This is a genomic window from Lysobacter sp. K5869, assembly GCF_018847975.1.
GTDB lineage: Bacteria > Pseudomonadota > Gammaproteobacteria > Xanthomonadales > Xanthomonadaceae > Lysobacter.
Window position 1 is genome coordinate 2,968,228 of record NZ_CP072597.1, and the last position, 18,658, is coordinate 2,986,885.

The following is an 18,658-nucleotide window of genomic DNA, read 5'->3' on the forward strand; positions in this document are numbered from 1 at the left end:
CCGGTTTTCGACCGGTTTATCAGGCTCCGGGCCCCCTTGACCCCGACCGGTTTGGGCCTCGGTATAAAGAACTACGTTCTTTATACCGGCCAAACCGGTCGGTCAGGGCAAGCGACCGGTTTGACCGGTTTGAACTTAAACCGGTCGGACGGTGGTCGCGATGAACTATCGCCTGCACCGCGTAGCCGATGCCCGCCTCGTCGGCATGACCAACGCCTATCCGCAGCCCGAGCGGTTCCCCGTCGGGCACCCCGAGCGTGAGCGCGAGCAGCAGCGGAAGAACGCCTTCGTGGCCGCCTTCGCGGCGGGGCTGCTGCCGCGCCATCCGCCGACATCGCGCGCGTGCGCGCGCAACCTCCATCAGGAGCGACCGGCCATGAGCCATTCCGAAACCCTGCAGCACATGCTCGACAACGACCTGGACCTGCGCGATTCGGAAGCGTCGGCGATCCGGTCGGCGATCTTCGTCCTGTCCCAGGCTCGCCAGCGCCGCGAGCGCATCGCCACAGCGGCGATGCAGGGGCTGCTCGCGAGCGGAGTCGTCTACGAGGAGACGGTCGCGAAAAAGGCTGTGGTGCAGGCGGATGCGCTGCTGGCCGAGCTGGAAAAGCCGCTTCGCCCGTTTGGCTGGTATCGGCCGCGCCAGGGCGAGGACGCTGATCAGGAGCCCGAATTCCGAACCAGCCAGCCACCGCACGGCCACGGCTGGCTGCCGGTGCCGGCCGCTGCGCCGGCGGAGTGGAGCCGATGACGCAGACCGTCGTCACCCTGCCGCTGCGCATCGAATCGGTGCTGAACAAGCGCGAGCACTGGCGCGCCAGGCACCGCCGCGCGAAGGCCAACCGCGCCGCCGCGCGCTACATCCCGACGCCGCCGCTGCCGGTCACGGTGGTGCTGTGCCGGATCGCGCCGCGGCGCCTGGACGGCGACAACCTGCAGGCGGCGTTCAAGGCGCTGCGCGACGGCATCGCCGACCGGTACGGCATCCCCGACAACGACCCGCGCATCCGCTGGGACTACGACCAGCAGCGCGGCAAGCCGCACGAGTACGCGGCGCGAATCACCATCACGAGGAGGGACGAAGGGTGAGCCCGGATCAATTGGAAATCCTGCTGCGCCTGTGGGGCGCGGCCTACGGCGAGCATCGCCCGCGCGAGTGGGACGAGCCGAGCAGCCCGGGCGGCATGAGCCCGCTTGCCCGTGCGGCCGAGTTCGCGCCAGGCCGTAAGGTGCGCCGGCTGGACGCCGCCTATCGCCGCGCGTGCCGTGCCGTCCGCGGCGGCCGGCCGGAGTGGGCCAGCGACCCGGTGCGCTTCACCGAGACCCGCGTCGCCGGCTCGCGCGCACCCACCGGTGGCGCCCGGTCGGTGCTGAACCCCGAGGCCTCGCGCGTCGAGGCGGCCGTGCTCCGCCTGCAGCGCGTCGACGACACGCTGGGGCAGATCGTCCGCGCCGAATACTGCCGACGGGGCGGGCAGGGCGACAAGGCGCGCGCGTTCGAAATGGGGCGCGGCCAGTTCCGCGAGGCGGTCGCCGAGGGCCGCGGCTGGCTGCGGCGCGAACTCGCCTCTTGACTGTCGGACAGCAAGGTGTAAATTCCTGCCATCGTCAAGAATTGTTCCTGCGGCTCGCCATCACCGGCGGGCCGCTTTCGTTTCCACCGATGCGGCGGCGTGGACAGACACGCACAACCCCTTAGACGGGCGGCAGACCCTGGCCGAGCCAGCCGGTGCAATCCGGCACGGGTAGCGCACTAGCCGGCAGCCAATCCGGCCCGCATCGACCCATCCCGAGCCCTGCGAGCGATCGCGGGGCTTTCGCGTTTCTGGAGCCGTCGCCATGACCGCCAAGCTGTACGCGCTGCCGCTGCCCGGCCCGCACAACGTCGCCGAGGTGCTGCGCCGCGTCGCCGACAAGATCGACGCGGGCGAGTACGGCGACGTGGGCGAAGGCGCACTGGTGCTGTACGGCAACGGGCTGGAGGTGTTCGGCCTCGGTTCCGCCGACGGCCACGGCGCGCATTACCTGCTGTGCTGCGGCGCCCGCCGCTTGGAATCCCCCGTCGTTTCGCCCTGACCTGGAATCCCCATGCGACCGATCACCGCCCTGGTTGTCCATTGCAGCGCGACGCCTGCCGGCAAGCCGTTCCGCGCGGCCGACATCGACCGTTGGCACCGCGAGAAGGGGTGGGCCGGCATCGGCTACCACTTCGTCATCCCGCTCGACGGCAGCGTAGAGCCCGGCCGGCCGCTGGCCGAGGCCGGCGCGCACGTCGAGGGCCACAACCGCGACACCATCGGCATTTGCTTGATCGGCGGCGTCGACGCGACCGGCAAGCCGGCGGCGACGTTCAACGAGCGCCAGTACGACGCGCTGGAGCTGCAGCTTCGCGCCCTGCGCGGCCGGTTCCCGCAGGCGCACATCCTCGGACATCGCGACTTCCCCGGCGTCGTCAAGGCGTGCCCGTCGTTCGACGTGCGCGCCTGGTGCCGCACCCGCGGCCTGGACCCGAAGTGATGGACGGCGATTCGGTGGGTTACGCGGTCGGCGCCGGCGGGTTGCTGCTGGCGCTGGGCCAGGCAGCTTGGCAGCGGTTCTTCAGCGCCGAGGGCAAGGCGAACGATGCGCTGGTGCAACAGCTCGGCGAGCGTATCGCAGCGCAAGAGCAGCGCATGGTCGCGCTCGAGCAGGGGCTGGACCGCGAGCGCGAGCAGCGCCGCGCCGCGGAGGACAAGGTGTCCACCCTGCAGCGCACGGTCGACCGGCTCGAGTACGAGCTGCGCCTGCACGGCATCGAGGTGCCGAAGTGATCCGCGCCCTGGCCGCGCTGGCGCTGCTGCTGGCAGTCGCCTTCGGCGTCCAGACCTGGCGCGTCGGCGTCTACAAGCTGGCGTTGCAGCAGACGGCGACCGCAAAGGTCAAGGTCGAGCGAGACGCCGCGAAGGCGGCGACCGCCGCATCCGAGGCCGCCCGCAGCGCCGAGCGCGCCCAGGCCGGCCGCCTGGCCGACATCGGCCGCCAATACGAGCAGGACCGCGCCAATGCGCAAGCTGAGCACGACCGCATCGTCCGTGACCTTCGCGCTGGTGCTGTCCGCCTGCGCGCATGGTGGGACTGCCCCGCCGCCGCGGTGCCCGGAGCCGATGCCGGCGCCGTCGGCCGTGATGACGCCGCCGAACTACGGCGAGCGAGCGCGGCGCGAATTATTGGAATCGCCGACGAATGCGACGCCCACGTCCGGGCAGCGCAAGCCGTGATCCTGGACGACCGCAAGCCGTGAACGACATGTCCGCATCCACCTACACGCCCGAACTGGCCGCGCAGATCATCGAGCGGCTGAGCAAGGGCGAGCCGCTGGCCGATATTTGCCGCGACGAGGGGATGCCGGCTGTCCGCACCGTGAGCGACTGGCGTAGCCGCTACCCCGATTTCGACGAGCAGTTCCTGGCCGCGCGCGACGACGGGTTCGATGCGATCGCGGCCGACTGCCTGCGGATCGCCGACGACGGCACGAACGACTACGTGATGACCAAGAACGGGCCGGTGTTCGACGCGGAAGCGGTCCAGCGCTCCAAGCTGCGCGTGGAAACCCGCATCAAGCTGCTGGCGAAGTGGGACCGGCGCCGCTACGGCGATCACATCACGCACGCCAACGACCCCGAGAACCCGCTCGCCGGCCTCACCGACGAACAGCTCGATGCGCGGCTCGCCGCGCTCGCTGCGCGTCAGGCGCAGGAGGCCTAATGGCCTGGCAGAACGCCTTCGCGCTCGGCGCCTGCGCGGTCGAGGTGTGGCGCAGTGGTCAGCTCATCCCTGCGGGTGAGTATGGCTCCGAGGGCATTTCGGTTCAGGTGTCGGATGCTGGTCTCGTGACTATGTCAGCCCCTGAAATTGGCGGCTCGGGCTACAACTACGAGGTCCGCGTCGTTCCGTCGTACCCGACCAACGGGCGCGCGGTCCGCCTAGCCGTGGCGCTGACGCCGGATGAGGGCGCGCAGTACGACGAGCCGATATGGAGTGTTGGCGCCACTGGCGTCGATCCATTCGAAGGGTTCGAACGGCCTTTCGAGTACACGCCGAAGGGGCCTTGGACGTGGGCCGGATACCGCGCTGGCAAGCAAGGCGTCTAAGCGTGGCTAACCTGCTGGATAGTGGCGCCGACTGGACTCCGTCCGGAGTCTGGAACGACGGCCAAGGGAAGTTCGAGTTCTGGCTGCCGCCGGAAGAGCCGGTAATCACGGTCACTTACCCGGGGCCGACGCCAGTCGGCGGCACGCTGGACCTTCGGTACGAGTGGTCGTTCGGCAGCTTTCGACCGCCGGTCGAGGTGATCGTGAATGGCGCCGTCATCCGCACGATCGATGCCGACGGCGAGTATCACCTGGACGCCTCGGACATTCCTGCGGGCTCAACGCTAGCGCTGCGCGCGACGCGGGCGGAGCCCGAAGGCGAGTTGACCGCCAATGGTTGCCGAATCTTCCGCATCGAGGCTCCTGTCATGTTCGTCATGCAAGTCGCCGTTGAAATCGAGGGCGGCTGCGAAGAGTTCGGCCGCGTTACCCGTGCGTATGTCTCGGCCTACGACCGCGCGCGCGTACATCGCTTCCGCCTGTTTCCCAACGAACGCCGCTGCCTGGTCGCGAACTTCAACGGCGCGCTGCCGAAGGGCGTTCAGATCGACAAGGCCGAGTGGCGCATGGATTGGGTGCAGTCGCTGGCGATGTCGGACGCCTCCATCGAAGGCCGCGAAGCGCGGGTGATGATCCAGGCCTGCTACGTCGGCCACGTCGCCATCCGCTGCAGCGTCACCGTGGGCGGCGAGATTTACACCCAGGTGTTCGTCGGCGAAGTGCTGGGCGGCCCGACCTTCGGCGACGCTGCGCTGGCCGCCGGCCCGGGGGTTCTGACCATCGAGGCCTGACGCCGTGGCGCTCACCGCGGCGGAAAAGCGCGAGCAGATCGCGCTGATAGAAGAGAGCCTTCGGCGCCGGCGCGAAAACCGGCTGGCGCTGTATCGGCCGTATGCCAAGCAGGCCGAGTTCCATGCGCTGGGCGCTGCGATCCGCGAACGGCTGCTGATGGCCGGCAACCAGTTGGGCAAGACCTGGTGCGCCGGCTTCGAATCGTCGATGCACCTGTGCGGCCGCTATCCCGATTGGTGGGAGGGCCGGACCTGGAATCGCGGTGTCGCGGGCTGGGCGGCCGGCGTCACCACCGAAGTGACGCGCGATTCGGTTCAGCGCGTGCTGTGCGGTCGCATCAACGCGATCGGCACCGGCGCGATCCCGAAGAACGCGATCAAGTCGTACACCAAAAAGCGCGGTGTGGCCGACGCGCTCGATACCGTCGTGGTCCTGCACGGCGGCGGCGGCGACATCCAAGCCGACGAAAGTCTGCTGACCTTCAAGAGCTACGACCAGGGCCGCGAAAAGTTCCAGGCAGAAACCTTGGATTTCGTATGGCTCGATGAGGAGCCGGACGAAGACATTTACACCGAGGCGCTGACGCGAACGAACGCGACCGGCGGCATCAATTTCATGACGTTCACGCCCCTGAAGGGCGTGACCACCGTGGTTAAGCGCTTTCTCGTGGAGAAGGTGCCGGGTTCGCAGGTGGTCGGCATGACCATCGAGGACGCCGAGCACTACACCCCCGAGCAGCGCGCCGCGATCATCGCCAGCTATCCGGCGCACGAGCGCGAGGCGCGAACGAAGGGCATTCCGATGCTGGGCAGTGGTCGCGTGTTCCCGATCGAGGAAGCGGCGATCACGGTTCAGCCGTTCGCGATTCCGCGCGAGTGGGTGCAGATCGGCGGCCTGGACTTCGGTTACGACCATCCGTTCGGCGCGGTCCGGCTGGCGTGGGATCGCGACGCCGACGTGCTGTACGTCATCTCCGCGTATCGCGAGCGGCTGGCGACGCCGGTGATTCACGCCGCGGCGCTGCGCCCTTGGGGCGACTGGCTGCCGTGGGCGTGGCCGCACGACGGACTGCAGCACGACAAGGGCAGCGGCGAGGAACTGGCGAAGCAGTACCGGGACCAGAAGCTGAACATGTTGCCCGAGCGCGCGACCTTCGAAGACGGCGGCAACGGCGTCGAGGCCGGTGTGACCGAAATGCTGGACCGGATGCAAACCGGCCGCCTCAAGGTGTTCGCGCACCTGTCCGACTGGTTCGAAGAATTCCGCCTCTACCACCGCGAAAACGGCCGGATCGTCAAATTGAACGACGACCTGCTGAGCGCGACCCGATACGCCCTGATGATGCGCCGCTTCGCTGAAACCAGCCAGGCCGCGCGCCCCCTGCAATTCCGCTCCGAGTTCGGCTGATGACGACGAAGACCGACAGCACCACCGACAAGATGGCGACGATGCGCGAGCAGTATTCGCGCGCTGTCGCCTTCGATTCGACGATGCGCTCGGATGCCGCGGACGACCTGCGGTTCGGGTTCATCCCGGGCAATCAGTGGGACGCGCGGCACAAGCAGCGGCGCTTGCGCAAGAACCGGCCGTGCTACGAATTCAACAAGATTCGTCAGCACTCCAAGCAGGTCACCAACGACCTGCGCCAGAACCGGCCGCAGATCAAGATCAAGGCGACCAAGGAAGGCACGAAGCGGGCCGGCGAAATCATGCAGGGCCTGATCCGCAACATCGAGGCGCAGAGCCACGCCGACCAGGCCTACGACACTGCGGGATGGTTTGCGACCAATGGCGGCTTTGGCGTAATCCGGCTCACGACCGAGTATTCGGACGATTCGTCGTTCGACCTGGACATCCGCATCAAGGAGGTGCGCAACCCGCTCGGCGTGTACTTCGACCCGAGCGCGAAGGAGCAGGACAAGCGCGATGGCGGGTTCGCCTTCGTGCCCGAGCGAATTTCGCGCAAGGAATTCAAGCGTCGCTTTCCCGAGGCCGACGCGGTCGACTTCGCGCACGCCGGTCAGATCGACCAGGGCGAATGGTGGGGCGCCGATGACGTGATGATCGCGGAGTATTGGGAGCGCGATCCGGTCAAGAAAAAGATCGTCCTTCTGTCCGATGGCCGGGTGATCGACGGCGACAAGTACGAAAAGATAAAGGACGAGCTTGCGAATCCGCCACCGAAGACCCTGGCGACCGAACCGCGCGAGCCGGTCACGATGGTGCGCGAGCGCGTCGTGGACACCTGGAAGGTGCAGGTGTCGCTCGTTTCCGGCAGCGACGTGCTGGAAGGCCCGACGCCCTGGTTGGGGAAGTGGATTCCGCTGGTTCCGGTGTGGGGCGACCTGCTCAACATCGACGGCAAGGAGTTCTGGCACGGCATGATTCGCCACGCCAAGGACGCCCAGCGGCTCTACAACTACAACCGCACGACCATGACGGAAGTGGTCGCCAAGCAGCCCAAGTCGCCGTTCCTCTATACGGCCGAGCATGTGCGCGGCTACGAGGCGCAGTGGGAAAGCATCAGCGAGGGCGACGCCGAAGGGTTGCCGTACAACCCGGACCCCAAGACGCCCGGCGGCAAGCCGTCGCGGGAGCCGCCACCGGCGTTCCCGGTCGCGCTGCTGCAGCTTGCGCAGATCGACAGCGACGACATCAAGGCCATCACCGGCCAGTACGACCCGTCGCTGGGCGCGCGCAAGGGCCAACAGAGCGGCCGCGCGATCCTGGCGCTGCAGCGTGAGGGGGATGTCGCCAACTTCGACTATTCCGACAACCTCGCGCGCGCGATCCGCTTCGTCGGCGAACTGCTCGTCGACCTGGTGCCCAAGATCATGGACACCGAGCGCACCGAGCGCATCCTGGGGGAGGACGGCGCCGAAGAGTGGGTGACGATCAACGAACAGGTGTTCGACGACGAGACCCAGGAATGGGTCACGATCAACGACCTGTCGCTGGCTAAGTACGACGTGGTCGTGCAGGCCGGCCCGAGCTACACCACGCTGCGCCAGGAAGCGGCCGACGCGCTGATGCAGCTCGCGAACAGCGGTGGCCCGGCTGCGCTGATCGCGCTCTATGGCGCGATCAAGAACATGGACGTGCCGTACTCGGGCGAGCTGTTGGAAGCGCTGCGCCGCCTGCTGATTCAGGGCAACTTGATGAAGCCCGGCCCGGAGGACGAACCGCCGCCGGCGCCGCAGCCGAATCCGAAGGACGTTGCCGGCGCCGAAAAGGATGCCGCGCAGGCGCGCAAGGCGAATGCCGAAGCCGATCAGACGGAAATCGAAAACCGCCTGATGGCTGCCGGCATCGCCGGCGCGGCCATGCCGATGCAGTCGCCCGATCCGATGGGCGCGCCGCCCGATCCCGGCGGCGCCAACGCAATGACGATGTTCGAAGAGCCCGCGCAAGCGGGCTCTTTCGTTTCCGAACCCCCCGCCGATTGGCCGTTCGCACAAGGCGGCATGGCGGTTGACCCCTACCCGGATGCGTCCGGGCCCATCCAGTAGAGGAATCCATGACCACCGAGAGCGGAATCGAGGCTGTCGCCACCCCGGCGACGGAGGCGGGCAACGCTGCGCCGGCTCCCCAGCAGACCACCGGCCAGGACGCCGGCGGCGCTGCCGCGGGCACCGAAGGCGGCCAGGCCGCGCAACCCGAGAACGACACCACCAACGACGAAGGCCAGCAGCCCGGGGCGCGCAGCGCCAAGCGCCCGCGCTGGAGCGACGTCAACGCGGCCCGCCGTGCCGCAGACCAGGCAGCGCAGGAGCGCGATTACTGGCGGCAGCAGGCTATGGGCCAGCAGCCGGCGCAGAGTCCGCCCCAGCAGCAGCCGACGACTGCCGGCCCGCGCCCGACGCGCGAACAGTTCGACTTCGACGAAGCCGCCTACGAAGACGCCGTCTACGAATGGCGGCGGACGCAGGAAGTCGCGAAGGAACAGCAAGGCAAGGCGCTGGAAACGGCGCAGCAAGTCCAGGCCCGGTTCGCGGCTGCCCAGGCGACTTTCGCCGAGGCGACGCCGGATTACGAAGACGTCGTGATGAACCCCGACCTGCAAGTCACCCCGCAGATGGCCGGCGCGCTCGCGCAGTCGGACATCGGCCCGCAGATCGCCTACCACCTGGGCCAGAACCCGGCGGAGGCCGCGCGCATCGCCGCGCTGGCGCCTCTGCAGCAGGTGCTCGCGATCGGCCGCATCGAGGCCCAGCTCGCCGCCAAGGGCGCCGCGCCGAAGCCTCCCAAGCCCAAGCAAACCACCAGTGCGCCGCCGCCGCCGCCCTCGGCGGGCGGCTCCGCGCCGGTCAAGAAGGCGGAAGCCGACCTGACCGACGAGGAGCGCGTCGAGGCGATTCGCGCGGCCCGCTTCAAGTAATCGGAGAGAGCCATCATGGCGAACGAATTTTCCACCCAGCAAATGTTCGCGGCCGAGGTGGCCGCGGTCCTCGAGGAGTCGTGCCCGTTCCTGATGGGCATCAACCGCTCGCGCGAGGACGAGTTTTCCAAGGCGCCGAACGGCTTCAAGGTCGGCAGCGAGGTCAGCATCATGGTGCCGGGCGTCAGCCCGGTGTACGACGGCGTCGAACTCGCTGGCGGCGGCGCGGTCGCCGACTTCCAGGAAAAGCGCGTCACCCTGCGCATCGACAACCAGAAGCACACGGCGGTCGACATCAGCGCGTTCGAAGCCGTGTTCAAGCTCGATGCCACCGACCCGCGCCGCAAGGACTACCGCGACCGCGTGCTCAAGCCGCAGTTGTCGAGCCTGACCGCGACCATCGAAGCCAGCCTGATCCGCGCCGCGGTTCTCGCCACGCCCAACCTGGTCGGCATCCCCGGCACCATCCCGACCACCATGAAGACCTTCAACCAGGCTCGCGCCCTGATGCAGAAGGGCCTCGCGCCGGGGTCGCCGCGCGACACGCTGATTTCGACCGACGTCAACACCGAGCTGGTCGACTCCACCAAGATGCAGTTCAATCCGAACGACGACATCGCCAAGCAGTTCCGCGAGTCGTACATCGGCCGCGCCTGCCAGTCGAACTTCCACGAATGCGTCAACCTGCCGGCGACCACCAACGGCAACAAGGTGGCGGGCGTGACGGTCAGCGGCGCGAACCAGACCGGCAGCGCCCTGGTGATCGGCGGCCTGGCGAACGGCGACACCTTCCTCAAGGGCCAGGTGTTCACCATCGCCGGCGTGTTCCGCTCGCATCCGCTCACCGGCGACGTGTTCCCGGAGCTGCAACAGTTCGTCGTGACCGCGGACGTCACCGCCACCGCCGCGACGGCGCAACTTCCGATCTATCCGGACATCAAGGCCGCGTTCCCCAACAAGACCGTCAGCGCCTTGCCGGCGAACGGCGCGGCGCTGGCGTTCGTGGGCGATGCGGAAGAGTCGTTCATCAACAACCTGATGTACCAGCGCGACGCCTTCACCGCGGCGTTCATGGCACCCCCGGTGGTCGCGGGTTGCGAGGGCTACCAGTTCAACGCCAAGGGCATCCGCTTCACCGTCCAGACCGGCGGCAACTTCTCCAACCTGTCGAGCGCGACCCGTATCGATGCGTGGTGGGGTTTCGCCGGCGTGCGCGGGAACCACGCTTCGCGCGTGGCGCAGTAATAGGGCCCGTTCACCTGATCCCCTGCCTGGGACCAACTCGGGGCGCCTTCGGGCGCCCCGTCTTTTTTGGAGCGCGTCATGCTCATCGAATACCCCAAGATGCTCTACGTCGGCGGCGATCCGGCGGCAAAGAACATCATCGTGAAGGACGAGGCGCAGGAACGCAGCGCCCGCGAGTCCGGCTATTTCAGCGCCGGCGAAGACCCCCACAAGGCCGCGCGCGAAGAGCAGGAACGCATCGAAGCCGCGCTACGCGCCGCCGAGGAAGAGCAGAAGCGCGCCGAAGCCGAAGTGGCCGCCGCTCGCGCCGAAGCCGAGCGCGCCGCCCCTGCGGGGAAGGTCGAGGCCGACCGCCCGGCCGCCGAGGAAGAGCAGAAGCGCCAGCAGGCCGAGCAGAAGGCCAAGGAAGCGCAGGAGGCCGGCAAGGGCCAGGGCAAGCAGGCGAAGGGCGCGTAAGTGTCCAAGGTCGCCGACATCATCCGCGACGCGCTGCGGCACCTGCGCGTGCAAGACCCGCGGCAGCCCGTAACGGCCGAGGCTGCGCGCGACGCGCTGCGTATGCTGAACCTCATGATGCGCGCCTGGGAGGGCGAGGGGTTGGCTGTCGGGTGGATCGATGTCACCGACATCACCGAAACGCTGCCGCTGCCGCCGGAGGCCGAGCTAGGCGTCGGCTACAACCTGGCGGTGGTGTTGCGCCCTGGCTACGGCGCCGAACTCGATCCGGACGTCAAGGAGGGCGCCGAGCACTTTTTGGAAACGTTGGCGCGCGACGTCCTGCGATTCTCTCCCATCCGTCACGGCGACGACCTGCCTACGGCTGAGGGCGACGGCGGCGCCCATTACGGCGTTCTCGGCCGGTGGCCGCGGCAATGACCTGGCAGCCCGTCCAGATCGTCGGCGGTGCGTACCGCGACGACACGCGCCCGTTCTCCTGCCAGGACACGGTCAACCTACTGCCGCTCAAGGCCGAGCGGCCGGGCGGCAAGTCGGAGTGGATTCTGCGCAGCGCGCCGGGCTATCGCCAGTTCGTGGCGACGCAGAACCGACCCGTGCGCGGCGCGCACAACGCCGAAGGCCTGTTGTTGATGGTGGCCGGTCGCACCTTGTACCGCGTCAACACGAACAAGACGACGACCGTCCTGGGCACCATTCCCGGCGTGGGCCGCGTCGGGATGGCGCACAACCAGCTCGAGGCCGGCAACGAAATCGCGATCGTCAACGGCCAGTCCGGCTACGTCTACAACACCGCGGTGGGCGCGCTGTCGCCGATCACGTCCGCGGCGTTCCCGGGTTCCTACGTCGTCGACTACATGGACGGCTACATCATCGGCGTCGACCCGTTCGGCCGGTTCTGGTTCATCAGCGACCTGAACCAGGCGACGAAGTACAGCACGCTGGACCGCCAGGACGCGGAGGCCCAGCCCGACAAGGTCGTGACCGCCATCGTGTACGGCGACCTGGTGCTGGTGTTCGGCGAGCGCACTGGTGAGTTCTTCGAAAACACCGGTGCCGAAACCGGCACCTTTCAGCGCGTGCGCGGCGTGACGATGGACATCGGTTGCGCCGCGCCGCACGCCCGCGCGCGCATGGACAACTCGATTTACTGGCTGGGAAACGACGGCAACGTGTACCGCCTGCAGGGCAATTCGCCTGTGCGAATTAGCACGTCTGCGATCGAGCAGGCCATTTCGGGCCTGAACTGGTCCAACGCTTTCGCCCAGGTGTTCGAAGACCGCGGGCACAAGGTCTTCTATCTGACCTTCCCGGACGGCCACACCTGGGGCTACGACGTGCTGTCGGGCGAATGGCATCGGATGCAGTCCTTCGGCCTCAACCGCTGGCGCCTCAACACGCTGACGTCGTGGCGCCGGAAGTGGTACGGCGGCGATTTTTCGAACGGCAAGCTCTACGAGCTGGATTGGGACGAAATGACCGAAGACGGCGCACCGCTGGTCGCCGAGCGCGTCACCGCCGTCAGCCACGCTTACGGCAATCCGATCATCGTCGACGGCGTGCGCCTGGAAATCGACGTGGGCCGCGCCGACGTCGGCGTGTCCGATCACTTCTGCAGCATCAGCTACAGCGACGACGGCGGCCACAACTGGAGCGATCCGGCGATGGTCTCCATCGGCCAGGCCGGCGAGTACCGCCGCACCGTTGAGCTTCGACAACTCGGCATGACCCGGGAGCGGGTATGGAAGGTCCGCATCAGCAGCCCGGCGAAGCGCGACATCATCGCCGCGGCGTGGAAGGCGAGCGGGGGCCGGTCGTGATCGTCGTCGACAACTTTCTGCCCGACGGCGAGGCCGTGCGCGCGCTCGCGCTGCGCTCGCCGTACACCGACGTGCAGGCGCCGGACGGTGAGACCTACCGGCGCGTCTGCATCACCGAGGTGCCTGGACTCGTGCCCGCGCTGGAAGCCGCGGTGGGCCCGGTCGAAATGCTGCTGACCGGATTCCGTCTGAACTTCGGCGGCGAGCTGCCGAACGCCGCCGTTCATAGCGACATCGGGTTCGGCACGCACGCGCTGGTGCTGTACCTGTGCGAGGGCGACGGCGGGACCGCATTCTGGCGGCACCGCGCCACCGGCGCGCATCGGCTCGATCCGGGCGACGTCGCGCTGTGGGAGCAGGTCAAGGGCGATTGGGACCGGCCCGAGGCCTGGCGCCGCATCGACTTGGCCGAGCTGCGCATGAACCGCGCCGTGATCTACGAGAGCGCGCTGTTCCACAGCCGCTTCCCCTTCGCCGCCTTCGGCGCCGGTCCCGAGGACGGTCGGTTGATCGCGGTGGCGTTCTTCAATCTGCGGGGTTCCTGATGGACATTCGAAAGGCCGAGGCCGGCGACATCCCGGCCATCGTCGGCATGGGCGCGGACTTCTATCCCAGCACCCCTTACGCCGCGGCGGGCATCCCGTTCTGTCCCGTCACCGTTGAGGCGATCGCGCGGCTGATGCAGGAAAACGGAATTCTGCTCGTCGCCGACGATGGCCGCCGCCTGGTCGGCATGGTCGGCCTGGTGCTCGCGCCCTTCATGTTCAACGGCGCGTACAGGACGGCCCACGAGGTGATGTGGTGGTGCGATCCAGCCGCGCAGGGCGCCGGCGTCGGCAAGGCCCTGCTTGCTGCCGTGGATGCGGCCGCAAAGGCTGCGGGCGCGTTTTCGGTCCAGATGCTGCACCTGGTCAATTCCCCGCCGCAGGCGGCCGCGCTGTACGAGCGGCTGGGCTACGCGCACTCCGAAACCTGCTTTACCAAGAGGATCGACTAATGGGCGTCGTAACCGCAGCCGCGATCGGCGCCGTCGGCGCCGTCGGCGGCGCCATGATCGCGAACAAGGGGGCGAAGGACGCGGCGCGCGCAAGCGGCCGCGCCGCCGACGCCGGACTGGCCGAGCAGCGCGCCGCGCGCGAGCAGTTCCAGCAGAACATCACGCCGTATCTGAATTCGGGCAACAACGCGCTGATGCGACTGCAGGCCGTCAACGACGGCAACTACACGGACTTCTACAACGCGCCGGACTACAAGGCCGCGCAGGAGCAGGGGACGAACGCGCTGCTGCGCGCCGCCGCTGCGCGCGGCGGGCTGCGTAGCGGCGGCACCGATGCCGACCTGATGCGCTTCGGCCAGAACCTGGCGGCCGGCCAGCTCGGCAATTACCGGAACGCCCTGATGGGCCTGGCGCAGATGGGCCAGAACGCGGCCACCGGCGCGGGCGCACTCGGCCAGCAGAACGCGAACGCGATGGCCGGGCTGTACGGCGCGCAGGGTCAGGCCGGCTCGGATGCGGCGATCAACAAGGCGAACGTCATGGGAAATGCCCTGCAAGGCCTGACCGGCCTGGCCGGCCAGTACATGGCGAACCGCCAATCCGCCTACGGCAGCAACAACCAAATCGGCGCGGTGACGCGGCAGCCGATCGCGCTGCAGACGCCGCAAATCCAGATTCCCAAGTACCGCTACGGCTAAGGGGCCGCGAAAATGGCACAACTTCTCCTGCCCGACATCCCGGGCGCCATGCAGCAGGGCTGGGAGTTCGGCACGCGCCAGCGCCTGCAGCGCGAGGGCGAGCAGCGCCAGAACCAGCTCAACGCGCTTTCGCAGCAGACCTTCCAGGCCGCGCCCGAGGCGCGCAACGCGCTGCTGGGGCAGATGGAGGCCGTCCAGGCCGGCGCCGGCGTGCAGTACGGCCAGCAGCTCGGCCAGCAGGAAGCCTTCGACGAAGAGCGCCGGAACAAGACGCTGTTCAACATGGCGCGCGTGCTGGTCAATTCTCCGCAGCAGGCGCGCGCCGGCCTCTATCAGCAGATGGTCCCGACCATGCGCCGCTTCGGCATGACCGACGCGCCGCCGGCCTACACGCCCGAAACGGCGTCGCTGATCGACCAGACCGCGCAGGCGCTGGTGCAGGCCTCGCTCGGCGCGCAGGGTACGCCCACGGGCTTCCGCGAGCTGGACATGACCGCGCGCGCTGCCGGCTATGCGCCGGGCACGGCGGAGTACCAGCAGGCCGCCCAGGTAGCGCTCGGGATGCGTGGCCGCGCCGCAACCGGCGGTTTCGGCTTCGAACTGATGAAGGGCCCCGACGGCCGCGAGCGCATGGTGCGCAAGAATCCGCGCACCGGCGCGGTCGAGGTCTACGACGAGGCGACGGGCGATTTCGCCCCGCTGGGGGCCGCTGGCGCGCTCAACCCCGGCCAGGCGCCGGCGGCCGGCGGCGCTGGCGCGGCGTCGAATCTCTCCACGCCCATCGCCATGCCGGCCGACATGGGCCAGGCCTTCGCCGCGCTGGGGAGCGCCTTCCCGGGCACGCGAATCACCAGCACCACGCGCTCGCCGCAGCATAATCGCGAGGTCGGCGGCGTCCCGAACAGCCAACACCTGAGCGGGACCGCGGCGGACTTCGTCGTCGACGGCAGCCAGAAGGCCGCCTTCATCGCGGAAGCGCGGCGCCAGGGGTTCGAAGCGATCGACGAGGGCGACCACGTTCACCTTGAACTGCCGCCGCGGGCGGCCGCTGCGCGCGCCTCGGGCCGCCCCGAGCTGGGCGTCGGCCAGTCGCCGGCCGAACGTACCTACGCCGAGCAGGCCGGTCGCAATGCCGCCGACCTGGCGAACTACGACGCAATGACCGAGAAGGTCACCCGGCGCGAGGCGGCCACGGCAGGCGCGCAGGCGACGGCCAAGAATCAGGCCGAGCGCGCGAACGCCCAACAGGACCGCTCGGCCGCGCTCCGCATGTACGAAACGGCCGTGCAGGGCCTGCGCGAAGGCCTGTCCGGGACCGAGACCGGGCCGTTGCTTGGCCGCCTGCCCGCCGTGACGACCGGGCAGCAGACCGCCGAGGGCGCCGTCGCCGCGATGGCGCCGATTCTCAAGCAGCTTTTCCGCAGCGCCGGCGAAGGCGCCTTCACCGACAAGGATCAGGACTTGCTGTTGAAGATGGTCCCGACTCGCACCGACACGCCGCAGGCGCGCGCGAACAAGTTGGCGAACATCGACCGCATCGTCCGCGCCAAGCTGAGCGCGGCACCCACGGCCGCCGCGGCCGCGCCGGCACGCGCCAGCGGCGGCGCCGCGGCCGGTGGCGGTGTCGATGACCTGCTGAGCAAGTACGGGGTGCGCTGATGGCGACGCTGGAGCAGATCGAAACCGCGCTGCGCGCCGCGGACGCGGCCGGAAACGTCGAGGACGCCCGCCGACTGGCGCAGGCCTACGCCACCACCCGCGATTCGCTGGCGGCGCCTGCGGGCGCCTTCGACGACGTCCGCGCGGGCGTGTCGTCCACCGATCGCACTGGCGCCGCGCCGGCGCCGAAGCAGCGGACGGCCGGCCAGCGCTTCGTTCGCGAGGTGCTGGGGCTCGGTACTAGGAACGTGGTCGAAGGCGCTGCGGACCTGGTCGGCATCCTTTACGACCCTATCGCCGATGGCGTGAACTGGCTGGGCGAGAAGGGCCCCACGACGAACTCGCTCATCACCGGGCAGCGTGAGCGCTACTTTCCCCGCCAGGCCCGCGCCCGCGACGTCTCCGACATGATCCTGGACGGGATCGGCGTGCCAAAGCCGGAAACGGCCGAGGAGCGCGTCGCCGGCGACGTTGGCCGGGCGCTGACCGGCCAAGCCCTGACGATGGGCGCCGGCACGCTCCTGCAGACCGCGCGCGGCGCGGGCGCGGCTGCCGCGGCGCCGACCACCGGCAACGCCCTGGCCCGCATGGGGGATTTTCTGACCGCGCAGCCGGTGCAGCAGGCCATCGCGGCCGGCGGCGGCGCGCTGGCGTCCGGCGCCGCTCGCGAGGCCGGATTCGGCCCTGGCGGGCAGGCCTTGGCCGGGCTGGCCGGGGCGCTCACCCCGGCAGGCCTGGCCGCCGCCGGCGCCGCTGGCCTACGCGGCCTGGTGCGTGGCCGCTCCGGCGCCGGAATGCAGCAGGCCATCGACGACTTCGCCGCGGTGGGCGCCACGCCCTCGGTCGGCCAGGCCTCGGGCAACGCGCTGATCCAGGGCGGCGAAAACCTGCTGTCGAAGTTCCCGACCAGCGCCGGCGTGGTCAACCGCTTCGCCGAGGGCCAAGCCGACGACATCGGCGCCGGCCTGCAGGCCGCGGCCGAACGGCTGTCGCCGCGCGCCAGCGCCGAGCGCGCCGGCCGCGCGATCGACCGCGGCATCACCGGCGAGGGCGGGTTCAAGGAACAGACCAAGGCGGTGCAGACGCGCCTGTATGACACCCTGGACGCTCAGATCGACCCGGCCAAGCGCATCGGCATCACGAACGCCGAGCGCGCGCTGCCCGAGATCAACCCGGCCATCCCCGGCGCGCCGAACCTGTCGCCGCTGTTTCAGAACGCGCGGATTCGCAACATCGAGGGCGCGCTACAGCGCGACGCCTGGGGCGCAGAGGCGGTCGGCACCCGGCCGGGCATGCCGCAGGTGATCGACGACGCGCGCGGCACGCTGCAGGCCCAGACCGATGACATCGCGCGGATCAACACGGAAGTTGCGGCCGAGATCCAGCGCAAGAACGTGTTGCGCACCGCGTTGGGCCAGAAGCCCATCGAATTCGTGCCGTACCCGGAGATGGGAAAGCCGGAGATCGACAACGAGATTTTCGCGCTGTTGAACGGCAAGGCCGACGGGAAGTTGCCCTACGAGGCCCTGAAGAAGTTGCGCACGCTGGTGGGGCAGGAAATCGAAAACGCGGGGCTGATGTCCGACGTCCCGCGCAGCAAGTGGCGCGCGCTATATGGTGCGCTCGCGCAGGACATGCGCGTCGCCGCGGAGGAGGCCGGCCCCGAAGCCGTGCGCGCCTGGACGCGGGCCAACAACTACACCAAGCACCTGATTAGCCGCATGGACGCGATCGTGCACGTCGTGGACAAGAACGGCGGCCCCGAGGCGGTGTTCAACGCTGCGCTGAGCGGAACGCGCGACGGCGGCACGACGTTGCGAGCAGTGATGCAGTCGCTGCCGAAAGAAGGGCAGCGCGCTGTTACCGCCTCGGTTATCAAGCGCATGGGCCTGGCCACTCCGGGCGGGCAAGATGCGGCCGGCGACGTGTTCAGCGCTGCCACGTTCATGACCAACTGGAACAGGCTCAGCAAGGAAGCCCGGGCCGCGCTTTTCGATCGCTACGGCAAGGACTTCAGCGCGAACATGGATCGCGTCGCGCGAGTCGCCAGCAACATCAAGGAAGGCGCGAGGGTCTACGCGAATCCGTCGGGAACCGCCGACAGGGCCGCAGCGTTGACCTACGGCGGCAGCCTTGTTGCTTCCATGTTCGACCCGACGCTCATTTCCACCGGCGGCGTTATCGGCGGCGGCGCCGTCGCTCGCTACTTGGGCGGAAAGCTGACCGACCCTGATTTTGTGCGTTGGCTCGCAAACACGACGGCGGTTCCTGCGGGCGCTGCGCTCGCATCGATTCAGTCTCTGCGCGCTCTTGGCCAGCGGCAAGGTGACGCGGAACTAGTCCAGGCCGCGGATCAGCTAGAAGCGCAGTACCGCGAAAGCAATGGCGCCCGCACAGGCAACTAACAGTAGGAGAGCGGCCACGAATCCGACCGCCTGCCACGAGCCGGTGTTCGGCTCGCGAGCCCGGTCTAGCCAGTCCTT

Annotated in this window: 22 protein-coding genes; all 22 read left to right on the forward strand. The window is 68.8% G+C overall.

Annotation, left to right across the window (positions count from 1 at the left end; all coding sequences use genetic code 11):
• Window positions 1-160 precede the first annotated feature (160 nt).
• The 22 genes from J5226_RS12840 to J5226_RS12945 all read left to right on the forward strand — a co-directional run bounded on the left by J5226_RS12840 (window position 161) and on the right by J5226_RS12945 (window position 18,580).
• Window positions 161-751: a hypothetical protein gene (locus J5226_RS12840; RefSeq protein WP_215840248.1), complete on the forward strand. Its 591-nt coding sequence runs from the start codon at window positions 161-163 to the stop codon at window positions 749-751.
• Window positions 748-1,089 (forward strand): hypothetical protein, encoded by a 342-nt coding sequence (locus J5226_RS12845; RefSeq protein ID WP_215840249.1) that lies wholly within the window; start codon window positions 748-750, stop codon window positions 1,087-1,089. The genes J5226_RS12840 and J5226_RS12845 overlap by 4 nt, the downstream gene beginning before the upstream one ends.
• A complete protein-coding gene (locus J5226_RS12850; RefSeq protein ID WP_215840250.1) occupies window positions 1,086-1,574 on the forward strand; it encodes a hypothetical protein in 489 nt (162 codons plus the stop codon). Before J5226_RS12845 ends, J5226_RS12850 begins: the two co-directional genes overlap by 4 nt.
• Before the next feature lie 265 nt (window positions 1,575-1,839).
• Window positions 1,840-2,076 carry a hypothetical protein gene (locus J5226_RS12855; RefSeq protein ID WP_215840251.1) on the forward strand — a complete coding sequence of 79 codons (237 nt, stop codon included), beginning with the start codon at window positions 1,840-1,842 and terminating at the stop codon, window positions 2,074-2,076.
• A gap of 12 nt (window positions 2,077-2,088) precedes the next feature.
• The gene (locus J5226_RS12860) at window positions 2,089-2,517 is read left to right on the forward strand and encodes an N-acetylmuramoyl-L-alanine amidase (protein WP_215840252.1); all 429 of its coding nucleotides are present in this window, start codon (window positions 2,089-2,091) and stop codon (window positions 2,515-2,517) included.
• Entirely contained in the window at window positions 2,517-2,810 is a 294-nt protein-coding gene (locus J5226_RS12865; RefSeq protein WP_215840253.1) for a hypothetical protein, read from the forward strand. Before J5226_RS12860 ends, J5226_RS12865 begins: the two co-directional genes overlap by 1 nt.
• Window positions 2,807-3,280, forward strand: coding sequence for a lysis system i-spanin subunit Rz (locus J5226_RS12870; protein WP_215840254.1), 474 nt, complete (start codon window positions 2,807-2,809; stop codon window positions 3,278-3,280). The genes J5226_RS12865 and J5226_RS12870 overlap by 4 nt, the downstream gene beginning before the upstream one ends.
• Window positions 3,281-3,285: 5 nt before the next feature.
• Window positions 3,286-3,744, forward strand: a complete 459-nt coding sequence (locus tag J5226_RS12875; protein WP_215840255.1) for a hypothetical protein — start codon at window positions 3,286-3,288, stop codon at window positions 3,742-3,744.
• Window positions 3,744-4,130, forward strand: coding sequence for a hypothetical protein (locus J5226_RS12880; RefSeq protein WP_215840256.1), 387 nt, complete (start codon window positions 3,744-3,746; stop codon window positions 4,128-4,130). Before J5226_RS12875 ends, J5226_RS12880 begins: the two co-directional genes overlap by 1 nt.
• 2 nt (window positions 4,131-4,132) lie before the next feature.
• On the forward strand, window positions 4,133-4,921 hold the full coding sequence (locus tag J5226_RS12885; protein ID WP_215840257.1) for a hypothetical protein: 789 nt from the start codon (window positions 4,133-4,135) through the stop codon (window positions 4,919-4,921).
• A gap of 4 nt (window positions 4,922-4,925) precedes the next feature.
• Window positions 4,926-6,329, forward strand: a complete 1,404-nt coding sequence (locus J5226_RS12890; protein WP_215840258.1) for a terminase family protein — start codon at window positions 4,926-4,928, stop codon at window positions 6,327-6,329.
• Window positions 6,329-8,431 (forward strand): portal protein, encoded by a 2,103-nt coding sequence (locus tag J5226_RS12895; RefSeq protein ID WP_215840259.1) that lies wholly within the window; start codon window positions 6,329-6,331, stop codon window positions 8,429-8,431. Before J5226_RS12890 ends, J5226_RS12895 begins: the two co-directional genes overlap by 1 nt.
• An 8-nt stretch (window positions 8,432-8,439) precedes the next feature.
• A complete protein-coding gene (locus tag J5226_RS12900) occupies window positions 8,440-9,300 on the forward strand; it encodes a hypothetical protein (protein WP_215840260.1) in 861 nt (286 codons plus the stop codon).
• A 15-nt stretch (window positions 9,301-9,315) separates the two neighbouring features.
• Window positions 9,316-10,545: a P22 phage major capsid protein family protein gene (locus J5226_RS12905; RefSeq protein WP_215840261.1), complete on the forward strand. Its 1,230-nt coding sequence runs from the start codon at window positions 9,316-9,318 to the stop codon at window positions 10,543-10,545.
• Between the two features lie 78 nt (window positions 10,546-10,623).
• Window positions 10,624-11,001: a hypothetical protein gene (locus J5226_RS12910; RefSeq protein WP_215840262.1), complete on the forward strand. Its 378-nt coding sequence runs from the start codon at window positions 10,624-10,626 to the stop codon at window positions 10,999-11,001.
• Complete coding sequence (locus tag J5226_RS12915; protein WP_215840263.1) at window positions 11,002-11,421, forward strand: packaged DNA stabilization gp4 family protein; 420 nt, start codon at window positions 11,002-11,004, stop codon at window positions 11,419-11,421.
• On the forward strand, window positions 11,418-12,821 hold the full coding sequence (locus tag J5226_RS12920; protein WP_215840264.1) for a packaged DNA stabilization protein: 1,404 nt from the start codon (window positions 11,418-11,420) through the stop codon (window positions 12,819-12,821). Before J5226_RS12915 ends, J5226_RS12920 begins: the two co-directional genes overlap by 4 nt.
• Window positions 12,818-13,366 carry a DUF6445 family protein gene (locus J5226_RS12925; RefSeq protein WP_215840265.1) on the forward strand — a complete coding sequence of 183 codons (549 nt, stop codon included), beginning with the start codon at window positions 12,818-12,820 and terminating at the stop codon, window positions 13,364-13,366. Before J5226_RS12920 ends, J5226_RS12925 begins: the two co-directional genes overlap by 4 nt.
• Window positions 13,366-13,818, forward strand: a complete 453-nt coding sequence (locus tag J5226_RS12930; protein WP_215840266.1) for a GNAT family N-acetyltransferase — start codon at window positions 13,366-13,368, stop codon at window positions 13,816-13,818. Before J5226_RS12925 ends, J5226_RS12930 begins: the two co-directional genes overlap by 1 nt.
• A complete protein-coding gene (locus J5226_RS12935) occupies window positions 13,818-14,516 on the forward strand; it encodes a hypothetical protein (protein WP_215840267.1) in 699 nt (232 codons plus the stop codon). Before J5226_RS12930 ends, J5226_RS12935 begins: the two co-directional genes overlap by 1 nt.
• A gap of 12 nt (window positions 14,517-14,528) precedes the next feature.
• On the forward strand, window positions 14,529-16,175 hold the full coding sequence (locus tag J5226_RS12940; protein ID WP_215840268.1) for a D-Ala-D-Ala carboxypeptidase family metallohydrolase: 1,647 nt from the start codon (window positions 14,529-14,531) through the stop codon (window positions 16,173-16,175).
• Entirely contained in the window at window positions 16,175-18,580 is a 2,406-nt protein-coding gene (locus J5226_RS12945) for a hypothetical protein (RefSeq protein WP_215834927.1), read from the forward strand. Before J5226_RS12940 ends, J5226_RS12945 begins: the two co-directional genes overlap by 1 nt.
• Window positions 18,581-18,658 lie beyond the last annotated feature (78 nt).